This window comes from Neisseria sicca, assembly GCF_003044565.1.
In the GTDB taxonomy this organism is placed as follows: Bacteria; Pseudomonadota; Gammaproteobacteria; order Burkholderiales; family Neisseriaceae; genus Neisseria; species Neisseria sicca_A.
Genome location: NZ_POXG01000009.1, coordinates 40,345 through 62,952 on the forward strand (window position 1 = coordinate 40,345; position 22,608 = coordinate 62,952).

Consider the following 22,608-nt stretch of genomic DNA (forward strand, 5'->3'; position numbering starts at 1 on the left):
GGCAATGAAACGGACAACCAAACCGGCAGCCGTACTCTTCAGCCTCGCGCTTGCCTTTTCCGCAAGCGCGCAGGCTGCGGTCGAAGGCGTGGATTACACGGTTTTGAACAAACCGATTCCGCAACAAGACGCATCCAAAATCGAAGTTTTGGAATTTTTCGGCTATTTCTGCGTACATTGCCAAAACTTTGATCCTGTCTTGCTGTCGTACAGCAAAACTTTCCCGAAAGATGTTTACCTGCGTACCGAACACGTCGTCTGGATGCCTGAAATGTTGGGCTTGGCGCGGGTTGCCGCGGCGGTTAACGCTTCGGGTTTGAAGTATCAGGCAAACCCCGCTATTTTCAAAGCCGTACACGAACAGAAAATCAATTTGGCGGATACCGCCACTTTCAAAAGCTGGGCGGCGGCACAAAAAAGCTTTGACAGCAAAAAACTGATTGCCGCATACGACGCGCCCGCGAGCCTCGCAGCCGCTAAAAAAATGCAAAGCCTGACCGAGACTTACCGTATCGACGGCACGCCGGACGTCATCGTCGGAGGCAAATATCGGGTCATATTCAGCAGCGATTGGGCGAATGGGCAGAAAATCATAGGCGAGCTGATTAATAAAGTCCGCCAAGAGCGTTCCAGTAAAGCCGCGCGCTGACGGAATTTATCCAGACAGTTTCGGAATGACCGCAAAAGATAAGGCGGTTTCCGAACTGTCTGTTTGTTTTGGGCGGCGTATAATGGATTAACAAAAATCAGGACAAGGCGACGAAGCCGCAGACAGTACAGATAGTACGGAACCGATTCACTTGGTGCTTCAGCACCTTAGAGAATCGTTCTCTTTGAGCTAAGGCGAGGCAACGCCGTACTGGTTTAAATTTAATCCACTATAAAATCCATAAAAACGATACTGCTGAGGGATAGGGCAAAACACCGCCATCCCGCAGCAGTTTTCTGATTCTGATACCGCTTTATCCTGAAATCCAGACGGGCAAACGTCGTCTGAAAACCAAAAAAGAAAGCAATATGGACATTTTGACTTTATTAAAAGCCCTGATTATGGGCATTGTGGAAGGCTTGACGGAATTTCTGCCGATTTCAAGTACCGGCCACTTGATTGTATTGGGCGATTTGCTTAATTTTCACAGCAACGGCAAAGTATTTGAAATCGCCATTCAACTGGGCGCGGTGCTTGCCGTAATTTTTGAGTATCGTCAGCGTTTCACTTCCGTTTTGTCCGGACTGGGCAAAGACCGTGCCGCCAATCGCTTCGTGCTGAACCTTGCCATCGCGTTCGTGCCTGCCGCTTTGATGGGATTTCTGTTTAGAAAACAAATTAAATTATATCTGTTTAACCCAAAAATCGTCGCCATCATGCTGGTGTTGGGCGGACTCTTTATTCTGTGGGTCGAAAGACGCCAAAGCAAAGTCAAACCTAAAGTCAAAAGCGTGGACGAAATGCGCCCGATTGACGCGCTTGTGGTCGGCTGCGCCCAAGTTTGCGCGCTGGTGCCGGGGACTTCGCGTTCGGGCAGTACGATTATGGGCGGTATGCTGTGGGGCATCGAGCGCAAAGCCGCGACCGAATTTTCTTTCTTCCTCGCCGTACCGATGATGATTGCCGCCACCGGCTATGACGTATTCAAACATTACGAACTCTTCACGTTGCAGGATATCGGTCTGATTGCCGTCGGTTTTATCGCCGCCTTCTTGGCAGGTTTCCTGGCGATTAAATCGCTGCTGAAATTCGTGTCCAGCAAAAACTATGTTCCGTTTGCCTACTATCGCATCGTCTTCGGCGGATTGATTCTGCTGACTGCGCAGATGGGCTGGGTCAAATGGACTACATGATGTCGAAGCAGGGATAATCTGAACATGATAAAAGGTCGTCTGAAACCTCAAAAACAAGGTTTCAGACGACCTTTGATTTATCCGAACACACAATCCCGCAATAGATTCAGGTAGTTCCTTTGAAAGTTTGTCCTGCTAAATCCATACGCGGGAATGAACGTTGAGGACTATTGTTTCAACGTAAAGGTCGTCTGAAAACCATCGTTTAAGGTTTTTCATACAACCTTTTACAAACACTTCAGACAGGATTATTCAATGATTTCAGTAAAGACGACGGTTTTACCGCCGCGGGTCAGCGTGGCGAAGCCGTCTTGAAGCTGCCATCTTGTGCTTGCGTTGCGGTATTCCGTGGTTTTGGTCATCGAATGGGTCTGCGTCAGTTTTTCAACCGTACTTCCCTGATGCAGCTCGACCGTCATCGGGCTGTTGCTGTTGACGTAGATGGCGGAGATGCGGCTGCCGTCGGCGGCTTGATAGCGGATGGTGTTATTTTGCGCTTCGGCGACGACGGCGCGCGGGGCATCGGGGCGGACGGCTTTATACGAACCGCAGGCGGTACACAGTCCGAGCAACAGCAGGAGGGCGGATCTCTTCATAGCGTCTCAATAATGGTGGTGGGGAATGTGGCCTTCGAGATGGTAACGCGTTCCGCAGTAGGGGCATTCGATGTCGCTGTCGGACTGAATCGGAAGGAAGACGCGCGGATGACCGTTCCAAGTTTCGTGGTTGGGGCCGGAGCAGTGCAGCGGCAGGTCTTTGGGCTGGATAACGACGGTTTCGGTGTTTACGTTCATGATTTTTCCTTGGTAAGTCCGACCTTATTGTACGATATATCGCCTTCTTGTGCAGCGCAAAAGGTCGTCTGAAAAGAAGTTTTGATTTGATAATGCTTTGGTTATAATGCAGTTTTTATAAATCAGCTTTAAATCCACTTTATTTCAGACGGGCTTTAACATGACGACACTTTTCCGGCAGGATGATTTGAACCCTCAAGATGCGGCAGAATTTCTCTACACATTGAGCGCGGCGTATTTGGATTATACGGATGCGGCAGGCGATGAGGAAATGCGGTGTTTGAACGACGAGCAGCACACGCTGACGGCTTACTGCTATTTGGACAGCCAAGTGCAGGAGGGCGGCTTCGTGCAACTGATTGCGGCGGGTTACGGCGAATATGTGTTCCATAACCCCGTTGCCGACAGCCTGCGTCGCTGGCGGATTAAACCGACGCCTAAGATTTTGGATAAGGCGAAGGCTTTATACGAGCTGGATGGCGCAAAAATCGAGGAAATGGCAGATAGCGGGGCATCTTTGGACGAGATTCGTGCTAAGTTTCCCGATTTTGAGGAATTGGACGGCGAATATTACGAAATCGCGGACGACGATATGGCAGCGGCTGTGGCGTATGTATTGGCAAATTGGGAGAAGTTTGCAGAGATTGCAGATTGATGGGGTGTTATAGTGGATTAAATTTAAATCAGGACAAGGCGACGAAGCCGCAGACAGTACAAATAGTACGGCAAGGCGAGGCAACGCCGTACTGGTTTAAATTTAATCCACTATAAGAAATATTGAACGGATTTCCCTGTGTAGGAGGTCGATAACAAAAGGTCGTCTGAAAACCTGATTCGGTTTTCAGACGACCTTTTTTTCAGATGACCTTAAGCGTAATGCCGTTCTTCGCCTTTGCCGTCCACATTCTCGGCGCAGCGTTTGCAGATGGTTTCATGACCTGCGACGGAGCCGATGTCGTGGGTGTAGTGCCAGCAGCGTTCGCATTTTTCGCCGTCGCTGGCTTTGGCGGTTACGGCAAGTTCGCTGCCGGTTTTGACTTCGACTTTGGACACCAAGAGGGCAAAGCGCAATTCTTCGCCCAAGGCGTTCAGGTAGTCGGCGGTGGCTTCCGGTGCGGTGATTTCGGCTTCTGCCTGCAAGGACGAACCGACGGTTTTGTCGGCGCGCAAAGGCTCGATGGCGGCGGTTACGGCTTCGCGCGCTTCGCGGACTGCCGTCCATTTTTTCACCAGTTCGGCTTCGGCTTTTTCGTTGATGGGCGGGAACTCGTGCCAGGTGTGGAAGAGGACGCTGTCTTCTTCGCCGCCGCCGATGATGTCCCACGCTTCTTCGCCGGTGAAGCACAAAATCGGTGCAATCAAGAGAACCAGGCTGCGCGTGATGTGGTACAGGGCGGTTTGTGCGCTGCGGCGGGCGTGGCTGTCGGCTTGGGTGGTGTAGAGGCGGTCTTTCAGGATGTCGAGGTAGAACGCGCCCAAGTCTTCCGAGCAGAAGGCGACGATGTCTTTCACGGCGAAGTGGAAGGCATAACGCGGATAGAAGTCGCCCGCCAGACGCTCTTGCAGCTGACGCGCCAACACTAAGGCGTAGCGGTCGATTTCGACCATGTCCGCCTGCGGTACGGTGTGTTCGAACGGGTCGAAATCGCTGAGGTTGGCAAACAGGAAGCTCAAGGTGTTGCGGATGCGGCGGTAGCTTTCGGTGACGCGTTTGAGGATTTCTTTGGAAATCGCCAATTCGCCGCTGTAATCGGTGGATGCCGCCCACAGGCGCAGGATGTCCGCGCCGAATTCGTTATAGACTTCTTGCGGCGCGACGACGTTGCCGATGGATTTCGACATTTTGCGGCCGTTTTGGTCAACCACGAAACCGTGGGTCAGAAGCTGTTTGTACGGGGCACGGCCCATTGAAGAGGCGCAGCCGGTCAACATGGAGGATTGGAACCAGCCGCGGTGTTGGTCGCTGCCTTCGAGGTAGAGATCGGCAGGCCAGTCCAATTCTTCGCGCTGTTTCAAGACGGAATAATGGGTCGAGCCGGAGTCGAACCATACGTCCATCGTGTCGGAAAGTTTGTCGTAGTTTTCGCAATCTTCTGCGCTCAACAATTCGCTTTTATCGAGTGAGAACCATGCTTCGATGCCTTTTTCTTCGATTTTCAGGGCGACTTTTTCCAGAAGCTCGGCGGAGTTCGGATGCAGCTCGCCCGTTTCTTTGTGGACGAAGAAGGTCATCGGCGTGCCCCAGTAGCGTTGGCGCGAAACGACCCAGTCGGGGCGGCCTTCGATCATGGCTTCGAGGCGCGCGCGACCCCAAGACGGGAAGAATTCGGTGTCATCCACGGCTTTAATGGCTTTGTCGCGCAGGGTTTTGCCGTCGCTGCCGGCTTTGTCCATGCCGACAAACCACTGACCCGTCGCGCGGTAAATTAGCGGGGTTTTGTGGCGCCAGCAGTGGGCGTAGCTGTGTTCGATTTTGCTGCTTGCCAAGAGGTTGCCGGTTTCTTCCAGCCATTGCAGGATGACGGGGTTCGCCTCCCAAACGCTCATGCCTGAGACGCGCGGCGTTTCGCTGATGTATTTGCCTTCGGCGTTGACGGGGTTGTAAAGCTCGATGCCGTATTTGTTGCAGACGGCGTAGTCTTCCAAACCGTGCGCGGGGGCGGTGTGCACCAAGCCCGTACCGGCGTCGGTGGTAACGTGTTCGCCGTTGAGCATGGGAATATCGCGTTCGAGGAACGGATGGTTCATGTGCAGGTTTTCCAGCTTGTCGCCGGTGGTTTCCGCGAGGACGCTGAGGTCGTCTGAAACGAAGCCGTAGCGTTTGAGCGTGTCTTCCGCCAAATCTTTCGCCAATACCAATTTGCCTTTGGGCGTATCAATCAGTTGGTAAACCACGTCCGCACCCGCAGATACGGCTTGGCTCGCGGGCAGCGTCCAAGGCGTGGTCGTCCAGATGACGGCAAACGCTTTGCCTTCGATGCCTGACAAACCGAATGCGGCGGCAAGCGCGGCGGTGTCTTTAAACGGATAGGCAACGTCAATCGCAGGCGATACTTTGTCTTTGTATTCCACTTCCGCTTCCGCCAGCGAAGAGCCGCAGTCCAAGCAGAACTGAACCGGTTTCGCGCCGCGGTAGAGATAGCCCGATTTGTAGATTTCGCCGAGCATACGCACGGTATCCGCCTCGGTTTTGAAATCCATGGTCAGGTAGGGGTTGTCCCAGTCGCCCAATACGCCCAGACGGATGAAGTCTTTTTTCTGGCGGGCAACCTGTTCGGCGGCATATTCGCGGCACAATTCGCGGAAACGCGCTTTGGGCATGTCTTTGCCGTGCAGCTTTTCCACCATCACTTCGATGGGCAGACCGTGGCAGTCCCAGCCCGGCACATAAGGCGCGTCGAAACCGGCTTGGGTTTTGCTGCGGATAATGATGTCTTTGAGGATTTTGTTGACGGCATGACCGATGTGGATGTCGCCGTTGGCATACGGCGGGCCGTCGTGCAGGATGAATTTCGGACGGCCTTTGGCGATTTCGCGCAGTTTTTGATAGCGTTTGTGCTCGTACCAGCTTTTCAGCCACGCAGGCTCGCGCTTGGCAAGGTTGCCGCGCATCGGAAACGGGCTTTCGAGCAGGTTTACGGTTTTGCTGTAATCGGTCATGTTGTGATTCTCTATGGTTTCGGTATTTCGGTTTCAGACGGCGTTTCGCTAAGGTCGTCTGAAAAAATGCAAAGGGCTATTGTAGCCGAATTGTATTGTTTTTATAAGGGGTTTGGACGAAAGCTTGGGGCTTGGCGCAAGGGTGGATGAGTCGGTTTTGTCGTAAATTTTGCGGTTTGACGGATGCACATTCAACCGAGGCGGCATAGTCTCGATTTGCTTTGATTTTTCGTTACTTTTTTAATGAAGATTGACCCGATGTCAAAATTAAATGATAATCTATATCATTAATATTATAAATAGATGAATTTAATTTCATTACTTTTGCAAAACATCCTGCGGTTCACTTGCGTTTTGCGTCTGCTCGTCCCTTAAACTTCAAACTAGGCGACATACTCAAGCAATGCTTTTCAAATCAAAATTTACCCTTCTTTTTCTAGCAGTTTCCGCTATTCCTGCTTCTGCTTTTGCCGAATCTTCCAATAATCAAATTGCTGCCGACGAATACCGTGCCGCTGCCGTGGGCGTACTGCCGACGGTTGAAGTGCGCGGGAAGCGTGCGGACAAGCCGTTTCGAACGCCTTCTGCGGTCAGCCACCGCGATGCGGACGAATTGGGGCAGGATGCGAACACGCTGATCCGTACCATGCCCGGTACGTTTACGCAACATGATTTGGGGCAGGGCGGTTTTGCCGTCAACATCCGCGGACTGGAAGGCTTCGGGCGCGTGAATACGACGGTGGACGGCGTGACGCAGACCTTTTTCCAAGCCAATCCGGCGCACGGTTGGAACGGCAACACGACTTACGTCGATGAGAACTTTATTGCGGGTATCGATGTATCGCGCGGTTCGGTTGCCGGCGTGGGCGGTGTGAACGCCTTGGCGGGCAATGCCGAATTGCGGACGCTGGATGTGGACGATTTGGTTGCCAAAGACCGCAAATTCGGTTTTCAGACGACCTATCGTCAAGGTACGAACGGCTACGGCAAAAACGGCATGATGGGCGCGGCGGTCCGCCACGAATTTGAAAACGGCGGCAGCATCGGCTTTCTCAGTGCGATCAGCGGCAAGCGCAAGAGCGGCTATAAAAACGGTGCGGGCGAAGTGATTACCGGCGATGAGTTCGACGCGGATACGGCGGCGGAAAGCGGCATCCGTTCGTGGGGTACGCTCAACAAGTTGCACATCCGCCCCAACCGTTACCACAGCATTATCCTCGGGCATATGATGAACCGTGCGCGCTTCACCAACAACCACAGCCCTTTGCAGGTCAATACGCAGACGGGTTTGCTGAAATACCGCTACAACCCTTTGTCCGACTGGGTGGATCTCCAACTTGACGCATCTTTCAGCAATGCGCGGCAGAAGTTTTTGCAGGGCGAAAGCGCGCGTGAAGACTACGTCGGACGCACCACGCGCAGCCCGACCACTTCGCTGACCCTGCAAAACCGCTCGACCACCGACATAGGCAACAGCGAATTGTCGTTGAACTACGGCGCGAAATTCATGCGTACGCGCTACAACAGCAATTACGAAAACAACACCATGCTGCTTGCCGAAGGCAAACAAAACCTCGACAGCGCATTTTTCGATGCCGAGTGGAAACCCGGAAAATGGACGCTTCATGCCGGTTTGGGCTATGAACGCTACGGCTTGCGCGGCTATCTGCCGCCGACCGACGACGACGGCGCGATTATCCTGCCGCGCGGCGGCGACATCCGGTTCAACCGCAAAGAAGACCATCTGAATCCGCGTTTTGGCGTCGCTTACAAGCCGTGGGACTGGTTGCAGGTTTACGCCAATATCGGCAAAAGTAGCCGCAGCCCGACCGTGCAGGAATTCATGTACGTCAACAACGTCCAAGGTAGCCCGTATTCGGTCAATCCGTATTTGAAGGGCGAATCTTCGTTCAACCGCGACATCGGCTTCAATATCCACAAACAAGGCATTTGGAAAGCGGACGACACTCTCAACTTGAAAGTCGGTTATTTCAACAACCGCGTGAAAAACTATATCGTCCAAGACCAGTTTTATATCTGTCGGGACAACGGCGTACAGCGTTGCACCATCGACGAGGCGGTCGGCAGCGACAGCAACACGATAGGCGTGTTCCGCAATATGCCCGACACCACCAAAATGCGCGGTTGGGAAATCGAAGGCGGTTACGACTTCGGGCGCGGCTACATCAATCTCGCGTGGAGCAAAACGCGCACCACCTTCCCGCATGATTTCCTTGCCGATTTGGGCTTCTCCCATATCCGCGCCATGCCTTCCAGCGTTTGGATGGTGGATGCGGGAACGCGCTGGCTGGACAACCGCCTGACAGTCGGCACGCGCATCAGCTATACGGGCAAAGACACCGTGGCTGAAGGCGTGGATGTCGATACTCAGGTTCAGACGACCCGCCAAGTTGCCGGCAATCCCAAAATTATCGATCTTTACGCCACTTGGCAGGCGCGTAAAAACCTGCGTTTTTTCTTTAATATCGACAACCTGACCAACCGCGTTTACAACTACCCGCTCAGCGGCGGCACACTCGCCACAGGCAATTTGGGCGAGGGCAACAACGTCAACCAAGGCACGGGACGCGGGCGGACGATATACGGCGGTCTGACCTTGAAATTCTAAAAGGTCGTCTGAAAAGCGCAAACGTCGTTTCAGACGACCCCAAACCGACAGGACAAACATGATGTTCAAACCGATTTTATACAGGCTCGCCGCTGCCGCTTGGCTGTTTGCGGCAGCCACCGTCCACGCCGCCGCACCGCAAGGGCGGATTTACGATACGCAGGCGGGGCGGGAAATTGCGCCCGAAGCTTTGGTGCAGCAGTTGAAGCAGGCGGATGTCGTCTTAATCGGCGAGAAACACGACGAAGCGGCGCACCACAACGCGGAAACATGGCTGTTGGCTCAGACTGCCGATGCAAGGCAGTCAGGCTCGGTGCTTTTGGAAATGCTGGACGCTTCGCAGCAGCGGCAGGTTGGCGAAGTGCAGGCATGGATGCAGTCGGGCGGTAAAACCACGCCGCGCCGCCTGAATGAAAAAATGGGCTGGAACAACGCATGGCAATGGCAGGATTACAGCACGCTCGTCCATTTTCTGATGGGACAAAAAGCCAAAGTTTTGGCAGCAAACCCCGATCGCGCCGCCGTGCGACAGGCAGCTTCGTTCGTGCCGCAAGGGAAAGCGGGCGGCGATGCGCGCGTACGCGAGGCGTTGGGCAAAATCATGGGCGGCAACCACGGCAGCACTGACGGGCTGGTGTCCATGCAGCAGTTTAAAGACCACACAATGGCGCAAAACCTGATTGCCGCGCCCAAACCCGCCTGGATGCTGGCGGGCGCGATACATACGTCCAAGCAGCTCGGCGTCCCCTTGTTTCTGCGCGATGCGGGCTATGGCGGCAAAGTGAAGGTCGTGATACTCGCCGACCCTGCCAACAGCCCCGAAAACGAACATGGCGATTTTATTTGGTATGTGAAATAGACGTGCAGTCAAGATACAGGTCGTCTGAAAACGTAGGTTGGATTCTCGAATCCGACAGCCTGTTTCTTATGTTTTAGAAGCATAAAGCATGAATGTCGGATACAAGTATCCGACTACGTTTTTCAGACGACCTCCCAAACCATACGCAACCCACCACAAGGAAAGACGGAAAAATGCCCGAACCAACCCTTTACGAACGTTATCTCGAACTCAAAAAACAAGGCGTCCACCAGCGCGATGCCGTTGCGCGCCTGGGCGTCAGTGAAGGCGAACTCGTTGCCGCCTTCCCCGAGACGCAATATCTGGGCGGCAACTGCGCCGACTTCCTGCACGAACTCGAAGCCTTGGGCGAAGTGAAAAGCGCGGTACGCAATGTTGCCGCGTTGTCCGAAAAAACAGGTATTTACCGCAACCTCGAACTCTCGCCCATGATGGGGACAGCCATTAATTTGGGCGGACTGGATTTGCGCCTTTTTATGCGCCATTGGAAACACATCTTCGCCGTCCGCAACGGCGAGGCGCGCGCGTTTCATTTTTACGATGCGGCGGGCAAAGCCATTCAGAAAGTCCATCTGACCGAAGCTGCCACCGTACCCGTATGGGAACGCCTGTGCGCCGCCTACCGCACGGATGCCGCGCCTGTTTTTGAAACGCCGCCCGAAGTCGCGCCCTACGAAAACGTCGAGCTGACGGACGATGCGCTTGCCGCCTATCGTGAAGAGTGGAAAGGGCTGAAAAACGTCCACCATTTCCGCATCGTCCTCTCCCAATTCGGTATAGACCGCCTGCAAGGTTTGGAATACGCGCCTGAAGGCGACGCGCAAAAACTGAAGCGCGAAACCGTCGAGTTCATTTTCCGCCAATGCGCCGAAAGAGGCACGACCCTGCTCGTGTTTGTCAACAACAGCGGCATCGTACAAATCCAAACCGGACAGGTTCACCATGTCGATCGCGCCGACGGCTGGCTGACCGTCAGCGATTTTGCCGAAGAAAAATTCAATTTCTTCCTCGACGACGCCAAGCTCGCCGAACTTTGGTTCGTCCGCCGTCCGGGCAGCAATGGCATTGTCCACAGCATCGAAGCCTACGATGACCGCCGCAATTTGGTGCTGCAACTGTTCGGCAGACCTGCCGATGCCGAAGCGGAATCCGAAGCGTGGCGCGCGCTGATTGCCGAAGTGCGCCAAACATACGGGCTGTAATCTTTTTAAACCCACACCTCGTCTGAAATCTCGTTTTGGGTTTTCAGACGACCTCCAAACCCCGCAAACCATACGGAAACATCATGAAAAAACACATCTTCGCCGCCGTCCTGACCCTGCTTGCCGCCCATGCCGCCGCGCAGCGCGTCGTGATCCTGACGCCCGACGTTGCCGACATCGCCGCCAAACTCGGTGCGGACAAAGAAGTTGTCGGCATACACGAGTTCAACCGCAACCCCGCCTATAAAAACACGCCGTCCATCGGCTTCTACCGCAATTTCTCCGCCGAACCCATCATCGCCAAAAAGCCCGATTTGGTGATCGGAAGCTGGATGGCGAAACCCGACGGCATTTACGCCCAACTCAGCCGCGCCGGTGTCAAAGCGGAAAACGTCAATTCAAACGAAACGCTGGAGCAATACCAGCAAAGTTTTGCCCGCATCGGCAAATTGTTGGGCAAGGAAAAGCAGGCGCAGGCTTTGGCGCAGCAGTTTAAAAGCAGCATCAAGGCGCAGCCTGCTAACGGCAAACGCTACATCCTCAGCTACGACGGTCGTTATGTTGCGGGTAAAAACACTGTCGGCGACGTGCTGATCCGTTTGGCAGGCGGGACGAACGCGGCGGCTTCGGTGGACGGACTCAAACCGTTCTCGCGCGAAGGCTGGCTCAACGCGAAACCTGACGTCATCATCATCGCCAAACACAATGAAAAAGCCCTCGGCGGTCTCGACAAAATCATGACGCGCCCCGAAATCGCTTCCAGCCCCGCCGGAAAAAACAAACGCATCCTGTTCTGGCAGGCGGACGACTATATGCGCTACGGCCTCTACACGCCCGACATCGTCCGCAAGCTGCATGATTTAGGGAAATAAGGGGCGGTCGTCTGAAAGTTGCGTGATGGCACGAAGTCGGATGGGACAATCCGGCTTTTTGTCGGTTTCAGACGACCTTCTTTTGCCGTCGTTGTTTCGGAACGGATGCACATGAAGGCAACGATGTTCTACGTTCGTTTATCGTGAACAGGTCGTCTGAAAACGGGCAACGGCGAATCCGTCGGCGTTTCGCAGCCGCTGCCGAATACTCTTCAAAGAATCACAACATGAAAAAATGGCTTCCGGCGTTGCCGGTTTTATCTTTGTTTCTGATCTGGTTTTGCGCCGGAGTGGGCGAGGGTGGGTGGAGCAATCCGCTTGCCGCCGATCCCGTGTTGATGGAAATCCGCCTGCCGCGTATTTTTGTCGCTTTGCTGGTCGGTGCGGCACTTTCCGCCAGCGGTGCGGCGTTGCAGGCGTTGTTTGAAAACCCGCTTGCCGATCCGAGCCTGATTGGTACGTCGGGCGGGGCGGCAATGGGCGTGGTGCTGGCGATTGCGATGGGCTGGAGCATCGCCGTGCCGCTGGCGGCATTTGCGGGCGCGTTTGCCGTCTGTATCCTGATTCTGCTCGGACACCGTCTGGTCGGCGGCGGCAAGCTGGGGCTGTTGGTCATGGGTTTTGTGGTCAGCGCTTTGTGCGGCGCGTTGGTCAGCCTGATTCTCTTCCTTTCAGACGACATGGCATTGCGCAGCGCCATGACTTGGCTCTCGGGCAGCTTCTCCGAAGCAGGCTTTGTTTCGCCCGCTTACGCAGGCGGCGTGATGCTGGCGGGACTGGTCGTGTTGACCGCCGTCGGCCGCCGTCTCGACTATCTGCTCTTGGGCGACGAAACCGCGCACACTATGGGCATCAGTGTCGCCGCCACCCGCGTGGCAACCATCATCGGTGCGGCTTTGATGACTGGTGCCGCCGTCTCGCTCGGCGGCATCATCGGTTTCGTCGGCATGATGATACCCAACGTATTAGCGCAGGCAGTCGGCGGCTCGCGCACCCGCCTGATTATCCTGTCCGCCGCCGTCGGCTCGATTTTTATGTTGCTCGCCGATACGTTTGCCCGTTGGGTGGTGTACCCCATCGACCTGCCCGTCGGCATCGTCATCGCCATTTTGGGCGGGCCGTTTTTCCTGTGGCTGATTGTCAAAGACCAAAGGAGCTGACATGGCATTGCTGATCGAAAACTGCACCGTCAAAGCCGGAAAACGCACCATCCTGTCTTTGGAACGCGCCGAATTTCCCCAATGCGCCGTCAGCGCGGTCATCGGTCCCAACGGCGCGGGCAAGTCTACCCTGCTCAAACAGTTCCTCTACCATCCGCAAGCAAGCTGGTGTGGAACGCCCATGAAGGACGCGCTCAAACAACATAAAATCGCCTGGGTCGGTCAACACGAACATTTCAACCTCCCCATGACACTGTCCGAATACGTCCTCATCGGGCGATACCCCAAACTCGCCTGGTATCGGCGACCCAAACAGGCAGACACCCGACGCGCCCAAGCCCTGCTCGAGCATTTCGACCTCGCCGACCTGCAACACAAACGCATCCAAACCCTCTCCGGCGGCGAACAGCAACGCGCCGCCGTCATCCGCGCGCTGTTGCAGGATGCCGAAGTCCTCTTTCTCGACGAACCGACCAACCATCTCGACGTCCGCTATCAACACAGCCTGATGCAGCACCTCACCACCTTGCCCGAACAAGGCATGACCGTCGTCATGGTGTTGCACGACCTCAACCTCGCTACCCACTACGCCAGCCACATCACGCTGATGAAAAACGGCAGCATCACCGCTGCAGGCGCAACCGCCGACATCATGCACGCCGAACGCCTCAGCCAAACCTACGACTGGCGCATCCTCGAATGCACCGCCAACGGCAAAACGTGGTTTCAAGCGGAGACTTTGTGAGGGGGTGTCTGAAAAGCGGTTGTATCACGGGTGGTTTGTAAAATGAATCTCCGCAAAAAGGTCGTCTGAAAAAGAAATGTTCAGACGACCTTTATCGTCAATATAAATAAGAGATACCCATGACGTCATTTCCTGACCTGCGTAGCAACTGTATTTTCACCCCGTCGGGCAAAAATACCAAAACTCAAATCAAGCCGTTTGGATACCGTTTTCGGCAAAGTAATCATTCAATATCGTCAGTAGTCGGTATGCATTGTAGCGTGAGCTTTGCCCACGATAATGTTGGGTAAAAGAGGTCGTCTGAAATTTTGAGTTTCATTCGTGGGCAAAGCCCACGCTACGGGTTTCTATTCTCTCTTGCTACGGCTTATCGTAAGTTGTTGAGTGTGTAGTCGGATTCTCGAATCTGACAACTTTAGACGTTGGGAATCCTCGCAAAAAAGGTCGTCTGAAATTTTCAGACGACCTTCCTTATAACTATTTACACACTTTCTTCACAACAAACCTTCCGCTTTAACCCAAGCCAGAATATCGGCTTCTACGGCTTCGGGCGAACCGGGGTTGTCGATTTTGACGCCGTATTCGTCCGCGCCGAGTTCTTCCAGAATTTCCAGTTGCGAATCCAGCATGCCCGCTTTCATGTAATGCCCTTGGCGCGCCATCATGCGTTCGAGGTTGATGGCTTGCGGCGGTGTCAGGTGGATGAAGGCGGTTTTGCCTTGTGCGCCGCGTAGGATGTCGCGGTATTGGCGTTTCAAGGCGGAGCAGGTAACGATGGTGTACGCCGCGCCGCTTTGTGCCTGTTCCGTCATCCAGTCGCGCAGGTTGCAGAGCCACGGATAGCGGTCTTCGTCGGTCAGCGGGATGCCCGCGCCCATTTTGTCGCGGTTGGCTTGGGTGTGGAAATCGTCACCTTCGGCGTAGGGGCATTGGTCGAGGTGTTTTTGCAGGGACAGGGCGGCGGTGGTTTTGCCGCAGCCGCAAACACCCATCATCACAAAATGCGTCGTCATGTTCTCTTCCTTTGTTGGATTTGAAAAATATAAGGTCGGGCAGACGGTTTAGAACGTCTCAAAACCGTTTTCAGACGACCTCAAACCACGGCAAACAGCAGCGCCGACACTGAAAAGCCGATGGCGGCAATCAGCGTTTGGTTGACCGTCCATGTTTTCAGTGTGGTCGGTACGTCCATATCCAAAAGGCGGCCGACCAGCCAGAAGCCCGAGTCGTTGAAGTGGCTGCAACCGACCGAGCCTGCCGCGGTTGCCAAAACGACGCAGGCGAGTTGCCAGTCGTTGAAGCCTGCGGCGGCAACGGCGGGCGCCATCAATGCGGCGGCAGTCGTCAGCGCGACGGTTGCCGAACCTTGCGCGATGCACAGCGCCAAAGCCACCAAGAAGCAGCCCAGCAATACGGGTATGCCCAAATTTGCCATGCTGTCCGCCAACGCCTGACCGATGCCCGATGCGCGCAACACGCCGCCGAACATCCCGCCCGCACCGGTAATCAAGATAACCGAACAAACGGGGGCGAGCGCGCCGTCCACCGTTTTTTCCAACGCACTCGCCTTCACGCCGCGTTTGCTGCCCAAAACATAAAGTGCCACCAAAACCGAAATCAACAGCGCGACAGGGGTCGAGCCGATCATGCGCGCCACTTGCACCCAATGCTCGTCCGCGCTGACGACTTTTTCACTGATTAAGGTGGACAGCCCCGTGTTCATAAAAATCAACAGCATAGGAATCAACATAATGCCGACTACGGTTGAAGCCTTGGCAGGCGTTTGCGGCTGGTCGTTGTCCACCGTGCCGCCGCTGAGCAAATCAGGGACGGGAACGCGGATGGTGCGTCCCAAAACCTGCCCCAGCAGATAGCCGCTGACATACCAAGTGAACATGGCGACGGGCAATCCCAAAATCAGCACCTGACCGATGTTCGCCGAATAAAATTCCGAAGCCGCAATCGGACCGGGGTGGGGCGGCAGGAAAACGTGCATCACCGAAAACGCGCCGATAGACGCCAAAGCATAAGGCAAGACATCCTGCTTCATGCGCCGCGCCGTCGCGAAGACAATCGGCAGCATCACCACCAGCCCCGCATCAAAGAAAATCGGGAAGCCGAAAATCAGCGACGCCACGCCCAAAGCAAACGGCGCGCGCTTTTCGCCAAACATCCGAATCAGCGCATCCGCCAGCGACTGCGCCCCGCCCGAAGTTTCCACCAGCCGCCCGAGCATCGCGCCCAAACCGACCAGCAAAGCCACGCTGCCGAGCGTACCGCCGAAGTTTTTCAGCAGAACGTCGTTCACAATCTTATCCATCGGCAGCCCCGTCGCCACCGCCGTCAGCAGGCTTACCGACACCAACGTCAACAGCGCATGGACACGCAGTTTCACAATCAACAGCAAAATCAGCACAATCGCCATCGCCGCAATACCCAGCAGCCAGCCCGCGCTCAAAGTCTGAGTCCAACCGTCCATTTTGAAGCCTTTCTTTGTAATCAGAATACAAGGTGATTAAGGTTTTTCAAACGTATCAAATAGACCATAGCACGATTTGCAACGGGGCGGTATGGCGGGTTTTTGATGCCGTAAGCGATTAATTTTTTGATGAATTTTAATGATGAATGGGAGATAAAATAGAGAGTAGGAAAGATCAGGTCGGATGAGATATTAAATAAGGCAGAGAGGTCGTCTGAAAGTTTCTTTATCGGGTGTCGGGCATGAAATATTATGCAAAAAGGTCGTCTGAAAACTTTTCAGACGACCTCTAATATTTTTGAAAATTGAAATGAAAAAACTACCTGCCGTTACTTTTGAGTAGGTGGGGAGGGAGGATTTTGTGCCTGATTTTGCAAGTTTCTTTTATCTTGAGCTTCTGCGGCGTTTCTTGCATTTTCGGGCAACTGTTGATAAGAATTATTCCACCTTTTGGGATTTGTAATGGTTTCCTCCACAATAGCGTTGAGTAAGCTAAACATATTTCCGGCGAGGCTATCAAAATCTTCATCTGAAATTTGACCGGGATGTACGGCATTATTTCCGGTAATCCTCAAAGTATCGGCAACTTTGATCGCGTCACCCGATAACTTTTTCTGCTTGACCAGTGACCTAATGTCAGCATTGATGTTTTTTCCTTCTTCACCTAAGTGGATACATAATTTTTGCAAGCCTAAACGCATCAATGCTGCCGCGCCTCGGGGTGATTTGGCGAAAATTCGGGCGGCTTCTTCGTAATCTTTTTTCACGTCCTCGGGCATATCTTCGGCTGGAAGGGGTGCAGAGCCGAAATCTGGATAGAGTATTTCACCTTTTCGGGGTTTTAAACCTGTAAAGTCCGTTTCGGTTACTCGCCAAAAACTATATTGTTTACAATGAGCGCAAATGGCTTGGTAATAAACATTGGGTTCGTGACTTACCCATTTCATATGCGCAAATGCCCCGCAATGCGGGCAATTAAAAGCGTCTTTATTAAAATCAGGTGCTGTGTATTTTGTCATTTCTGCCATCTCCCTATCAATGTTAACAAAACAATATCTATTGGTTTCGATAAAGGTCGTCTGAAAACTTTTCAGACGACCTTTTATAGTAAATTTCCAATAAAAAACATCTTCGCCGTCATTCCCGCGCAGGCGGGAATCTAGACTTGTCTGCATAGGAACTTATCGGGTAGAACGGGTTCTTTAACTTTACGTTCTGGATTCCCGCCTGCGCGGGAATGACGGTTCAGGTATTTCTAATTGAATCCGCCATATTTTTACCTCAACCTTACTCTCAAGCCGCGTTGTTGAAGCCGCTGTGGCGCAGCAGCGCGTCTATGCTCGGTTCGCGTCCGCGGAAGGCTTTGAAGGATTCCGCCGCGCTGCGGGAGCCGCCGACGGCGAGGATTTCCTGCCAGAAGCGTTTGCCTGTGGCGGCGACGTCGTCGCTTTCTTCAAAGGCGGCGTAGGCGTCGGCGCTGAGGACTTCGGCCCATGCGTAGCTGTAATAGCCTGCGGAGTAGCCGCCGGCGAAGATGTGGCCGAAGCTGTTGGCGAAGCGGTTGTATTCGGGCGGTTGGATGACGGCGACTTCTTTGCGCACGTTGTCTAAAACCTGTTGCCAGTTTTTCAGACGACCTTCGTTGTCTTCGCTGTAAATGGTCATGTCGAAGAGGGCGAACTCCATCTGGCGGACGAGGAACATGCCGCGCTGGAAGTTTTTGGCGGCGAGCATTTTGTCGAAGAGTTCTTTCGGCAGGGGCTCGCCGGTTTCTTCGTGGGCGGACATTTGTGCCAAGACGTCGTATTCCCAGACGAAGTTTTCCATAAACTGGCTGGGCAGCTCGACTGCGTCCCACTCGACGCCGTTGATGCCGGATACGCCCAGTTCGTCCACTTGGGTGAGCAGGTGGTGCAGGCCGTGGCCGGTTTCGTGGAAGAGGGTGAGGATTTCGTCGTGGCTCAAGCGGGCTTCTTTGCAGCCGACGGGAGGGGTGAAGTTGCAGACGAGGTAGGCGGTGGGCAGTTGCAGCGTGCCGTCGGCGAAGCGGCGGCGGCCTTTGTAGTCGTTCATCCACGCGCCGCCGCGTTTGCCTTCGCGGGCGTAGAGATCCATATAGACGCCGCCTATGGTTTTGCCGTTTTGCTCCAGCTCGAAGTAGCGCACGTCTTTGTGCCAGACGGGAACGGTTTTTTCGGCGAATCCGATGCCGTAGAGTTTTTTGATTTGGGCGAACAGGCCTGCCAGAACTTTGCTGACGGGGAAGTATTTTTTGACTTCGGTTTCGCTGAATGCGTATTTGGCTTCGCGCAGTTTTTCGCTGGCGTAGCTCAAATCCCACGGCTGCGGGTCGGCGAGGTTCAGGCTTTCGCGTGCGAAGGCTTTGACTTCGGCGAGGTCTTTTTCGGCGTAGGGTTTGGCGCGGCGGGCGAGGTCGTGCAGGAAGGTGAGGACTTGTTCGGGAGTGTCTGCCATTTTGGTTGCCAGCGACAGCTCGGCGTAGTTTTTGAAGCCGAGCAGTTTGGCGGTTTGCAGGGCGTTTTCGAGGGTGCGGTCGATGTTGGCGGTGTTGTCGAATTTGCCGTCGTCTGAAAGTTCGCTGGCGCGGGTAACGTAGGCGCGGTAGATTTGTTCGCGCAGTTCGCGGTTGTCGGCATATTGGATGACGGCGAGGTAGTGCGGAATCTGTAAACCGATTTTGTAGCCTGTTTTGCCTTCGCTTTGCGCGGCGGCGGCAAACATGGCGAGCGAGTCTTCGGGAATGCCGGCAAGCGGTGCGGCGTCGTCGAAGTAGAGGGCGAAGGCGTCGGTTGCGTCTAAGACGTTTTGCGAGAATTTGGCGGAAAGTTGCGCGCCTTCGGTTTGCAGTTGTGCTAGTTTTGCCTGCTGTTCGGGCGGCAATTCTGCGCCGCTGAGGACGAAATCGCGCAGGTCGTGGTTGAGCTTGGTTTTTTGTGCGGGGGACAGGGTGTCGAATTCAGGGGAGTTTTTGATGGTTTTGAAGCGGTTGTACAGCTCGATGTCTTGTCCGATTTCGGTGAAGAAGATGGTGATTTCGGGCATCAGTTCGTTATAGACGGCGCGCAGTTCGGGCGTATCGACGACGGAGTTGAGATGCGACACCACGCCCCAAATTCTGCCGACGCGTTCGGTGATGCCGGTCAGACGCTCGACGGTGTTTGCCCAGTCGGTGTGCGTTTGGGCTTTGACTTCGGCAATCTGCGCGCGCGCTTCGGCGATGGCGGTTTGCAGGGCGGGTTTGATGTCGGCGGTTTGGATGGCGTCGAAACGGGGTTCTTCGCCCAAATGGAGCAGTACGTTGTCGGTCATGGATGGGATTCCTTTGTGTGGGTGGCGGGGTCGGACGGAGGTCGTCTGAAAAATGGCTGCCGCCTAAGTCAATGGGAAAATGGGGAGGATGTGTGTCTTGGTTTTAGGTTTGCCGTTCGGGAGAACCGATTGTGTTTTCAGACGACCTGTTTGGATTCGGGGTCGTCTGAAAACGGTGGGGCAAACGATAGGGGAGATATAGTGCCATCTTGTCGGGCTTAAAGCATCTTTCCCTGTTTTTACGCTATTCTGCGCCGCGCGGGTTAGATTTGAGCGGGGCGGCGAGGTCGAGGCTCATCGGTGTGCCGGCGGGGGCGAACACGGCTTGTGCGATATTGGTTTGCAGCGAGTCGGCAAACGAGCCGCGGTAGATTTTCGCGCCTTGGTGGGTCAGGTTGGATTGGACGTCGACATAGACTTCGCCGCCGATTTGCTGCCACAGGCGGCAGAACGTGTAGTCTTCGGAAAGGTAGCGTTTGCTTTCGGGATCGACCATGCAGTCGAAAAAGCGGTAGTGCAGCCCTTTGTCTTCGTGCTTGTAGTCACTGTCGGAGATATAGTTCAGCTCGGGGTAGGCTACCATCATTTTTTCGAACACGCTGCGTTTGATGACCATGAATCCGGTCGGTGCGTCATCGACTTTCATAAAGCCTTCCTCATCGACGCGCAGGACGATTTCGCCGTTTTCGTTTTTATCGCCTGTGTTGACGGTGTAGGCGGTGTACATCCGCTCGAAATCCGCTTGGGTCGTGCCGGCGGGAACGCCTTCGTCCGGCCAGTTTTCGCGTTTCAGCGGATAAATGCCGGCAACGACGTCTTTATCTGCCAAAAGCAGGCGGTAGAACGCTTCGGCGGAAAAACCGATGTCGGAATCGATCCAGAAGAGGTGCGTCCATTCTTTGTTTTCCAAGAATGTTGCCACGCAATTATTGCGCGCGCGGGTAATCAGGCTCTCGCCGCGCTGCATCATTACTTGCAGCGGCCAGCCGTTTTGCGCGCTGGTGTTGACGATGTTGAGCAGCGAAAGGACGTAATTGTGGAAATATTTCCCGTCGTGGCTGGGGGTCATGATGACGGGGTACATTTGTGTAAGTGCGGATTCAGGCAACATAATGATTTTCCAGATTATTAATAGATTATGGGGTTAAGCTTGAGGGTTTAGCAGACGGTATTGTACGCGTAAAAACTCATCTAACACCGCCTGCTGGATTTCTAAACGCTTCGCCACGGGCGAGGCATAGCGCACGATGATAAGGTACACCTTGTCGTCATGCGGCACGCGGGTTACGCGCGGCTGGGCGGCGGGTGTGATAAATAATTTCTCCGCCTGAACATTATCCAAATGCTGCTGGATGGCAGGCACATAAGGTCGGCACAAAGGCTCGAGTACGGCTTTCAGACGACCTACAATCTCATCTGAATCCAAATGAATCGGTACGGGAATCTCTACCGTATGAATCACATAATCGCCCAAGATATTGTCGCGGCGGACGGAATGGTTCAAAAGCAGGCTGTTGGGAAACGACAGCGTTTTGCCCGAAAGCTGACCGACCAGCGGGTTCGGGCCGATCTGCATCATCAACGTATTCAAAAGATTAATATCGACCACGCGCCCGCGCAGGCCGTCAACTTCGATGTAATCGCCAACCGAATATTGTTTCGTTACCGAGCGCAGGATGCTGCCCGACAAACACATAATCAGCTCTTTCGTCGCCACCACAATCGCCGCCGCCACCGCAAACATCGACAGCGCCAGCGTCTGAATTTGTGTCGCCCAAATTACCGCCAGTCCGAAAATGGTCAAAATCAGCGTCAGATTGCGGCTGAGTACCAAAGAGCGGCGTTTTTCCTCGATGCTGTAATGCGGGTGGCGGCGCAGATAAAGATTCAGCAAAATACCCCGCAAAACCAGCAGCGCCACCACCATCAGCACCGATTCCACCACTTCCTCGCGCACCGGCAGAGTATGCAGCCATTGCCGTACTGTATCCCACATAGTGAAAAATCCTATATTTATCTTGATATTGTTTTCAGACGACCCGCAAATCATCGGCATAAGCTGCCAAGCCGTCTAGGAAATGACATTATAAATGATAACGAATGGGGAGGTCGTCTGAAACATTTGCAAGAGTCATATCATCGAAATTACGCGTTCAGACGACCTTTAAAAGCTATAATGATATACCGTAACACTATGTTAATAAAGAAGAAATTGTTTACTGAGCTGACAAAAAAGGATACTATAGGGGCGTAACCTAAAGGGTTTGAATTAACCACCAATAACGAGGAATCAAAATGACTTGTAAAATCCACGATCATCACGATCATACCCACGGCGCCGGTTGCGGCCATACCGCCATCAAACACGACGACCATACCGACTATCTGCACGACGGTCATCTGCATCACGAGCACAACGGTCATTACGACGAGCACAGCTTAAGCGTCAATGAAACCAACCCCGACGGCTGCCATCCCGTCGATACCTGCCAAGGTCACGTTCACGGCGAAGGCTGCGGTCATGAAGCCGTACCGCACGGCGATCACACCGACTATATCGTCAACGGCCGCCTGCACCATCAACACGGCGACCACTGCGACGATCACGGTCCGGTTGAGATTGTGAAGTAAGTGCAATAGAAGCGGTTTCTTCTGAATAAGCGTTAAAAACAAAAGGTCGTCTGAAAATGCTGCTTCCGTAAAAAAACGGAATGGCGTTTTCAGACGACCTTTTTGTGTTTTCTATCTAATGAGAAGAAGGAGAGGGGAGGGGTAAATGGCTTTAGCTTTTGTTTGTTAAACCAGGTCTATTAGATAGTTATGCTCTATCGTTTATGATTTTAATAAGTCCGACAAACTATCATCTTCTTCTGATGCAACCGTATATTTCTCTTGCGCCCATTCGCCTAAGTCAATCAATCGGCAACGCTGACTGCAAAACGGTCGGTATTTGCTCTCTTCATTCCATATCACCGGCTTTTGACAGGTCGGACATTTCACAGTCGTTACTTCAGTCATTATTTGTTCCTTACAAAT

General features: G+C 53.8%; 20 protein-coding genes. 10 read left to right on the forward strand and 10 right to left on the reverse strand.

Going from position 1 to position 22,608, the window contains the following annotated elements; genetic code table 11:
- Nucleotides 1-4: 4 nt before the first annotated feature.
- Nucleotides 5-649, forward strand: a complete 645-nt coding sequence (locus DBZ16_RS13605; protein ID WP_107814367.1) for a thiol:disulfide interchange protein DsbA/DsbL — start codon at nucleotides 5-7, stop codon at nucleotides 647-649.
- Between the two features lie 368 nt (nucleotides 650-1,017).
- Nucleotides 1,018-1,842, forward strand: coding sequence for an undecaprenyl-diphosphate phosphatase (locus DBZ16_RS13610; RefSeq protein WP_107814368.1), 825 nt, complete (start codon nucleotides 1,018-1,020; stop codon nucleotides 1,840-1,842).
- Nucleotides 1,843-2,090: 248 nt separating this feature from the next.
- Here the strand turns inward: DBZ16_RS13610 and DBZ16_RS13615 are convergent, their stop codons facing one another.
- Both DBZ16_RS13615 and DBZ16_RS13620 read right to left on the reverse strand, forming a co-directional pair.
- The gene (locus tag DBZ16_RS13615) at nucleotides 2,091-2,438 is read right to left on the reverse strand and encodes a hypothetical protein (protein ID WP_107814369.1); all 348 of its coding nucleotides are present in this window, start codon (nucleotides 2,436-2,438) and stop codon (nucleotides 2,091-2,093) included.
- 6 nt (nucleotides 2,439-2,444) lie between these two features.
- Nucleotides 2,445-2,636 (reverse strand): zinc-finger domain-containing protein, encoded by a 192-nt coding sequence (locus tag DBZ16_RS13620; RefSeq protein WP_107814370.1) that lies wholly within the window; start codon nucleotides 2,634-2,636, stop codon nucleotides 2,445-2,447.
- Nucleotides 2,637-2,796: 160 nt separating this feature from the next.
- On the opposite strand from DBZ16_RS13620, the gene DBZ16_RS13625 reads away from it, so the two are divergent.
- The gene (locus DBZ16_RS13625) at nucleotides 2,797-3,291 is read left to right on the forward strand and encodes a DMP19 family protein (RefSeq protein WP_107814371.1); all 495 of its coding nucleotides are present in this window, start codon (nucleotides 2,797-2,799) and stop codon (nucleotides 3,289-3,291) included.
- A gap of 212 nt (nucleotides 3,292-3,503) precedes the next feature.
- On the opposite strand, the gene ileS is transcribed toward DBZ16_RS13625, so the two are convergent.
- Nucleotides 3,504-6,296: an isoleucine--tRNA ligase gene (ileS, locus tag DBZ16_RS13630; RefSeq protein WP_107814372.1), complete on the reverse strand. Its 2,793-nt coding sequence runs from the start codon at nucleotides 6,294-6,296 to the stop codon at nucleotides 3,504-3,506.
- Nucleotides 6,297-6,699: 403 nt separating this feature from the next.
- Here ileS and DBZ16_RS13640 point away from each other — a divergent pair, with 403 nt between their 5' ends.
- The 6 genes from DBZ16_RS13640 (at nucleotide 6,700) to DBZ16_RS13665 (ending at nucleotide 13,763) form a co-directional block, all read left to right on the forward strand.
- A complete protein-coding gene (locus DBZ16_RS13640; RefSeq protein ID WP_101810576.1) occupies nucleotides 6,700-8,925 on the forward strand; it encodes a TonB-dependent receptor domain-containing protein in 2,226 nt (741 codons plus the stop codon).
- 58 nt (nucleotides 8,926-8,983) lie between these two features.
- Nucleotides 8,984-9,784, forward strand: coding sequence for a ChaN family lipoprotein (locus DBZ16_RS13645; protein ID WP_101810575.1), 801 nt, complete (start codon nucleotides 8,984-8,986; stop codon nucleotides 9,782-9,784).
- Between the two features lie 173 nt (nucleotides 9,785-9,957).
- Nucleotides 9,958-10,986, forward strand: a complete 1,029-nt coding sequence (locus tag DBZ16_RS13650; protein WP_159070335.1) for a ChuX/HutX family heme-like substrate-binding protein — start codon at nucleotides 9,958-9,960, stop codon at nucleotides 10,984-10,986.
- 83 nt (nucleotides 10,987-11,069) lie between these two features.
- Entirely contained in the window at nucleotides 11,070-11,858 is a 789-nt protein-coding gene (locus tag DBZ16_RS13655; protein WP_045072742.1) for a heme/hemin ABC transporter substrate-binding protein, read from the forward strand.
- A 227-nt stretch (nucleotides 11,859-12,085) separates the two neighbouring features.
- Nucleotides 12,086-13,018 carry a FecCD family ABC transporter permease gene (locus DBZ16_RS13660; RefSeq protein WP_003743801.1) on the forward strand — a complete coding sequence of 311 codons (933 nt, stop codon included), beginning with the start codon at nucleotides 12,086-12,088 and terminating at the stop codon, nucleotides 13,016-13,018.
- Between the two features lies 1 nt (nucleotide 13,019).
- Nucleotides 13,020-13,763, forward strand: a complete 744-nt coding sequence (locus tag DBZ16_RS13665) for an ABC transporter ATP-binding protein (RefSeq protein ID WP_101810573.1) — start codon at nucleotides 13,020-13,022, stop codon at nucleotides 13,761-13,763.
- 494 nt (nucleotides 13,764-14,257) lie between these two features.
- Here DBZ16_RS13665 and DBZ16_RS13670 read toward each other — a convergent pair whose 3' ends face one another.
- The 6 genes from DBZ16_RS13670 to DBZ16_RS13695 all read right to left on the reverse strand — a co-directional run bounded on the left by DBZ16_RS13670 (nucleotide 14,258) and on the right by DBZ16_RS13695 (nucleotide 21,568).
- On the reverse strand, nucleotides 14,258-14,776 hold the full coding sequence (locus tag DBZ16_RS13670; RefSeq protein WP_003763385.1) for a gluconokinase, GntK/IdnK-type: 519 nt from the start codon (nucleotides 14,774-14,776) through the stop codon (nucleotides 14,258-14,260).
- Between the two features lie 80 nt (nucleotides 14,777-14,856).
- Nucleotides 14,857-16,242, reverse strand: a complete 1,386-nt coding sequence (locus DBZ16_RS13675) for a GntP family permease (protein WP_107814373.1) — start codon at nucleotides 16,240-16,242, stop codon at nucleotides 14,857-14,859.
- A gap of 329 nt (nucleotides 16,243-16,571) precedes the next feature.
- Nucleotides 16,572-17,417, reverse strand: coding sequence for a DUF4145 domain-containing protein (locus tag DBZ16_RS13680; RefSeq protein ID WP_240600399.1), 846 nt, complete (start codon nucleotides 17,415-17,417; stop codon nucleotides 16,572-16,574).
- A 118-nt stretch (nucleotides 17,418-17,535) separates the two neighbouring features.
- Entirely contained in the window at nucleotides 17,536-19,572 is a 2,037-nt protein-coding gene (locus DBZ16_RS13685; RefSeq protein WP_107814374.1) for a M3 family metallopeptidase, read from the reverse strand.
- Nucleotides 19,573-19,816: 244 nt separating this feature from the next.
- A complete protein-coding gene (locus DBZ16_RS13690) occupies nucleotides 19,817-20,683 on the reverse strand; it encodes a hypothetical protein (RefSeq protein WP_107814375.1) in 867 nt (288 codons plus the stop codon).
- 33 nt (nucleotides 20,684-20,716) lie between these two features.
- Nucleotides 20,717-21,568 (reverse strand): mechanosensitive ion channel family protein, encoded by an 852-nt coding sequence (locus DBZ16_RS13695; protein ID WP_070601903.1) that lies wholly within the window; start codon nucleotides 21,566-21,568, stop codon nucleotides 20,717-20,719.
- A gap of 299 nt (nucleotides 21,569-21,867) precedes the next feature.
- On the opposite strand from DBZ16_RS13695, the gene DBZ16_RS13700 reads away from it, so the two are divergent.
- Complete coding sequence (locus DBZ16_RS13700) at nucleotides 21,868-22,203, forward strand: hypothetical protein (protein ID WP_003744687.1); 336 nt, start codon at nucleotides 21,868-21,870, stop codon at nucleotides 22,201-22,203.
- Between the two features lie 201 nt (nucleotides 22,204-22,404).
- Here DBZ16_RS13700 and yacG read toward each other — a convergent pair whose 3' ends face one another.
- Nucleotides 22,405-22,590: a DNA gyrase inhibitor YacG gene (yacG, locus tag DBZ16_RS13705; RefSeq protein WP_107814376.1), complete on the reverse strand. Its 186-nt coding sequence runs from the start codon at nucleotides 22,588-22,590 to the stop codon at nucleotides 22,405-22,407.
- Nucleotides 22,591-22,608 lie beyond the last annotated feature (18 nt).

Bases quoted from the DNA above. Each gene is read 5' to 3' on its own strand.
- DBZ16_RS13620 (WP_107814370.1), bottom strand. From the start codon at position 2,636: ATGAACGTAAACACCGAAACCGTCGTTATCCAGCCCAAAGACCTGCCG.
- ileS (WP_107814372.1), bottom strand. From the start codon at position 6,296: ATGACCGATTACAGCAAAACCGTAAACCTGCTCGAAAGCCCGTTTCCG.
- DBZ16_RS13695 (WP_070601903.1), bottom strand. From the start codon at position 21,568: ATGTGGGATACAGTACGGCAATGGCTGCATACTCTGCCGGTGCGCGAG.
- DBZ16_RS13675 (WP_107814373.1), bottom strand. From the start codon at position 16,242: ATGGACGGTTGGACTCAGACTTTGAGCGCGGGCTGGCTGCTGGGTATT.
- DBZ16_RS13665 (WP_101810573.1), top strand. From the start codon at position 13,020: ATGGCATTGCTGATCGAAAACTGCACCGTCAAAGCCGGAAAACGCACC.
- DBZ16_RS13685 (WP_107814374.1), bottom strand. From the start codon at position 19,572: ATGACCGACAACGTACTGCTCCATTTGGGCGAAGAACCCCGTTTCGAC.
- DBZ16_RS13680 (WP_240600399.1), bottom strand. From the start codon at position 17,417: ATGCAGACAAGTCTAGATTCCCGCCTGCGCGGGAATGACGGCGAAGAT.
- DBZ16_RS13610 (WP_107814368.1), top strand. From the start codon at position 1,018: ATGGACATTTTGACTTTATTAAAAGCCCTGATTATGGGCATTGTGGAA.
- DBZ16_RS13605 (WP_107814367.1), top strand. From the start codon at position 5: ATGAAACGGACAACCAAACCGGCAGCCGTACTCTTCAGCCTCGCGCTT.
- DBZ16_RS13655 (WP_045072742.1), top strand. From the start codon at position 11,070: ATGAAAAAACACATCTTCGCCGCCGTCCTGACCCTGCTTGCCGCCCAT.
- DBZ16_RS13640 (WP_101810576.1), top strand. From the start codon at position 6,700: ATGCTTTTCAAATCAAAATTTACCCTTCTTTTTCTAGCAGTTTCCGCT.
- DBZ16_RS13700 (WP_003744687.1), top strand. From the start codon at position 21,868: ATGACTTGTAAAATCCACGATCATCACGATCATACCCACGGCGCCGGT.
- DBZ16_RS13670 (WP_003763385.1), bottom strand. From the start codon at position 14,776: ATGACGACGCATTTTGTGATGATGGGTGTTTGCGGCTGCGGCAAAACC.
- DBZ16_RS13625 (WP_107814371.1), top strand. From the start codon at position 2,797: ATGACGACACTTTTCCGGCAGGATGATTTGAACCCTCAAGATGCGGCA.
- DBZ16_RS13650 (WP_159070335.1), top strand. From the start codon at position 9,958: ATGCCCGAACCAACCCTTTACGAACGTTATCTCGAACTCAAAAAACAA.
- DBZ16_RS13645 (WP_101810575.1), top strand. From the start codon at position 8,984: ATGATGTTCAAACCGATTTTATACAGGCTCGCCGCTGCCGCTTGGCTG.
- DBZ16_RS13690 (WP_107814375.1), bottom strand. From the start codon at position 20,683: ATGTTGCCTGAATCCGCACTTACACAAATGTACCCCGTCATCATGACC.
- DBZ16_RS13615 (WP_107814369.1), bottom strand. From the start codon at position 2,438: ATGAAGAGATCCGCCCTCCTGCTGTTGCTCGGACTGTGTACCGCCTGC.
- yacG (WP_107814376.1), bottom strand. From the start codon at position 22,590: ATGACTGAAGTAACGACTGTGAAATGTCCGACCTGTCAAAAGCCGGTG.
- DBZ16_RS13660 (WP_003743801.1), top strand. From the start codon at position 12,086: ATGAAAAAATGGCTTCCGGCGTTGCCGGTTTTATCTTTGTTTCTGATC.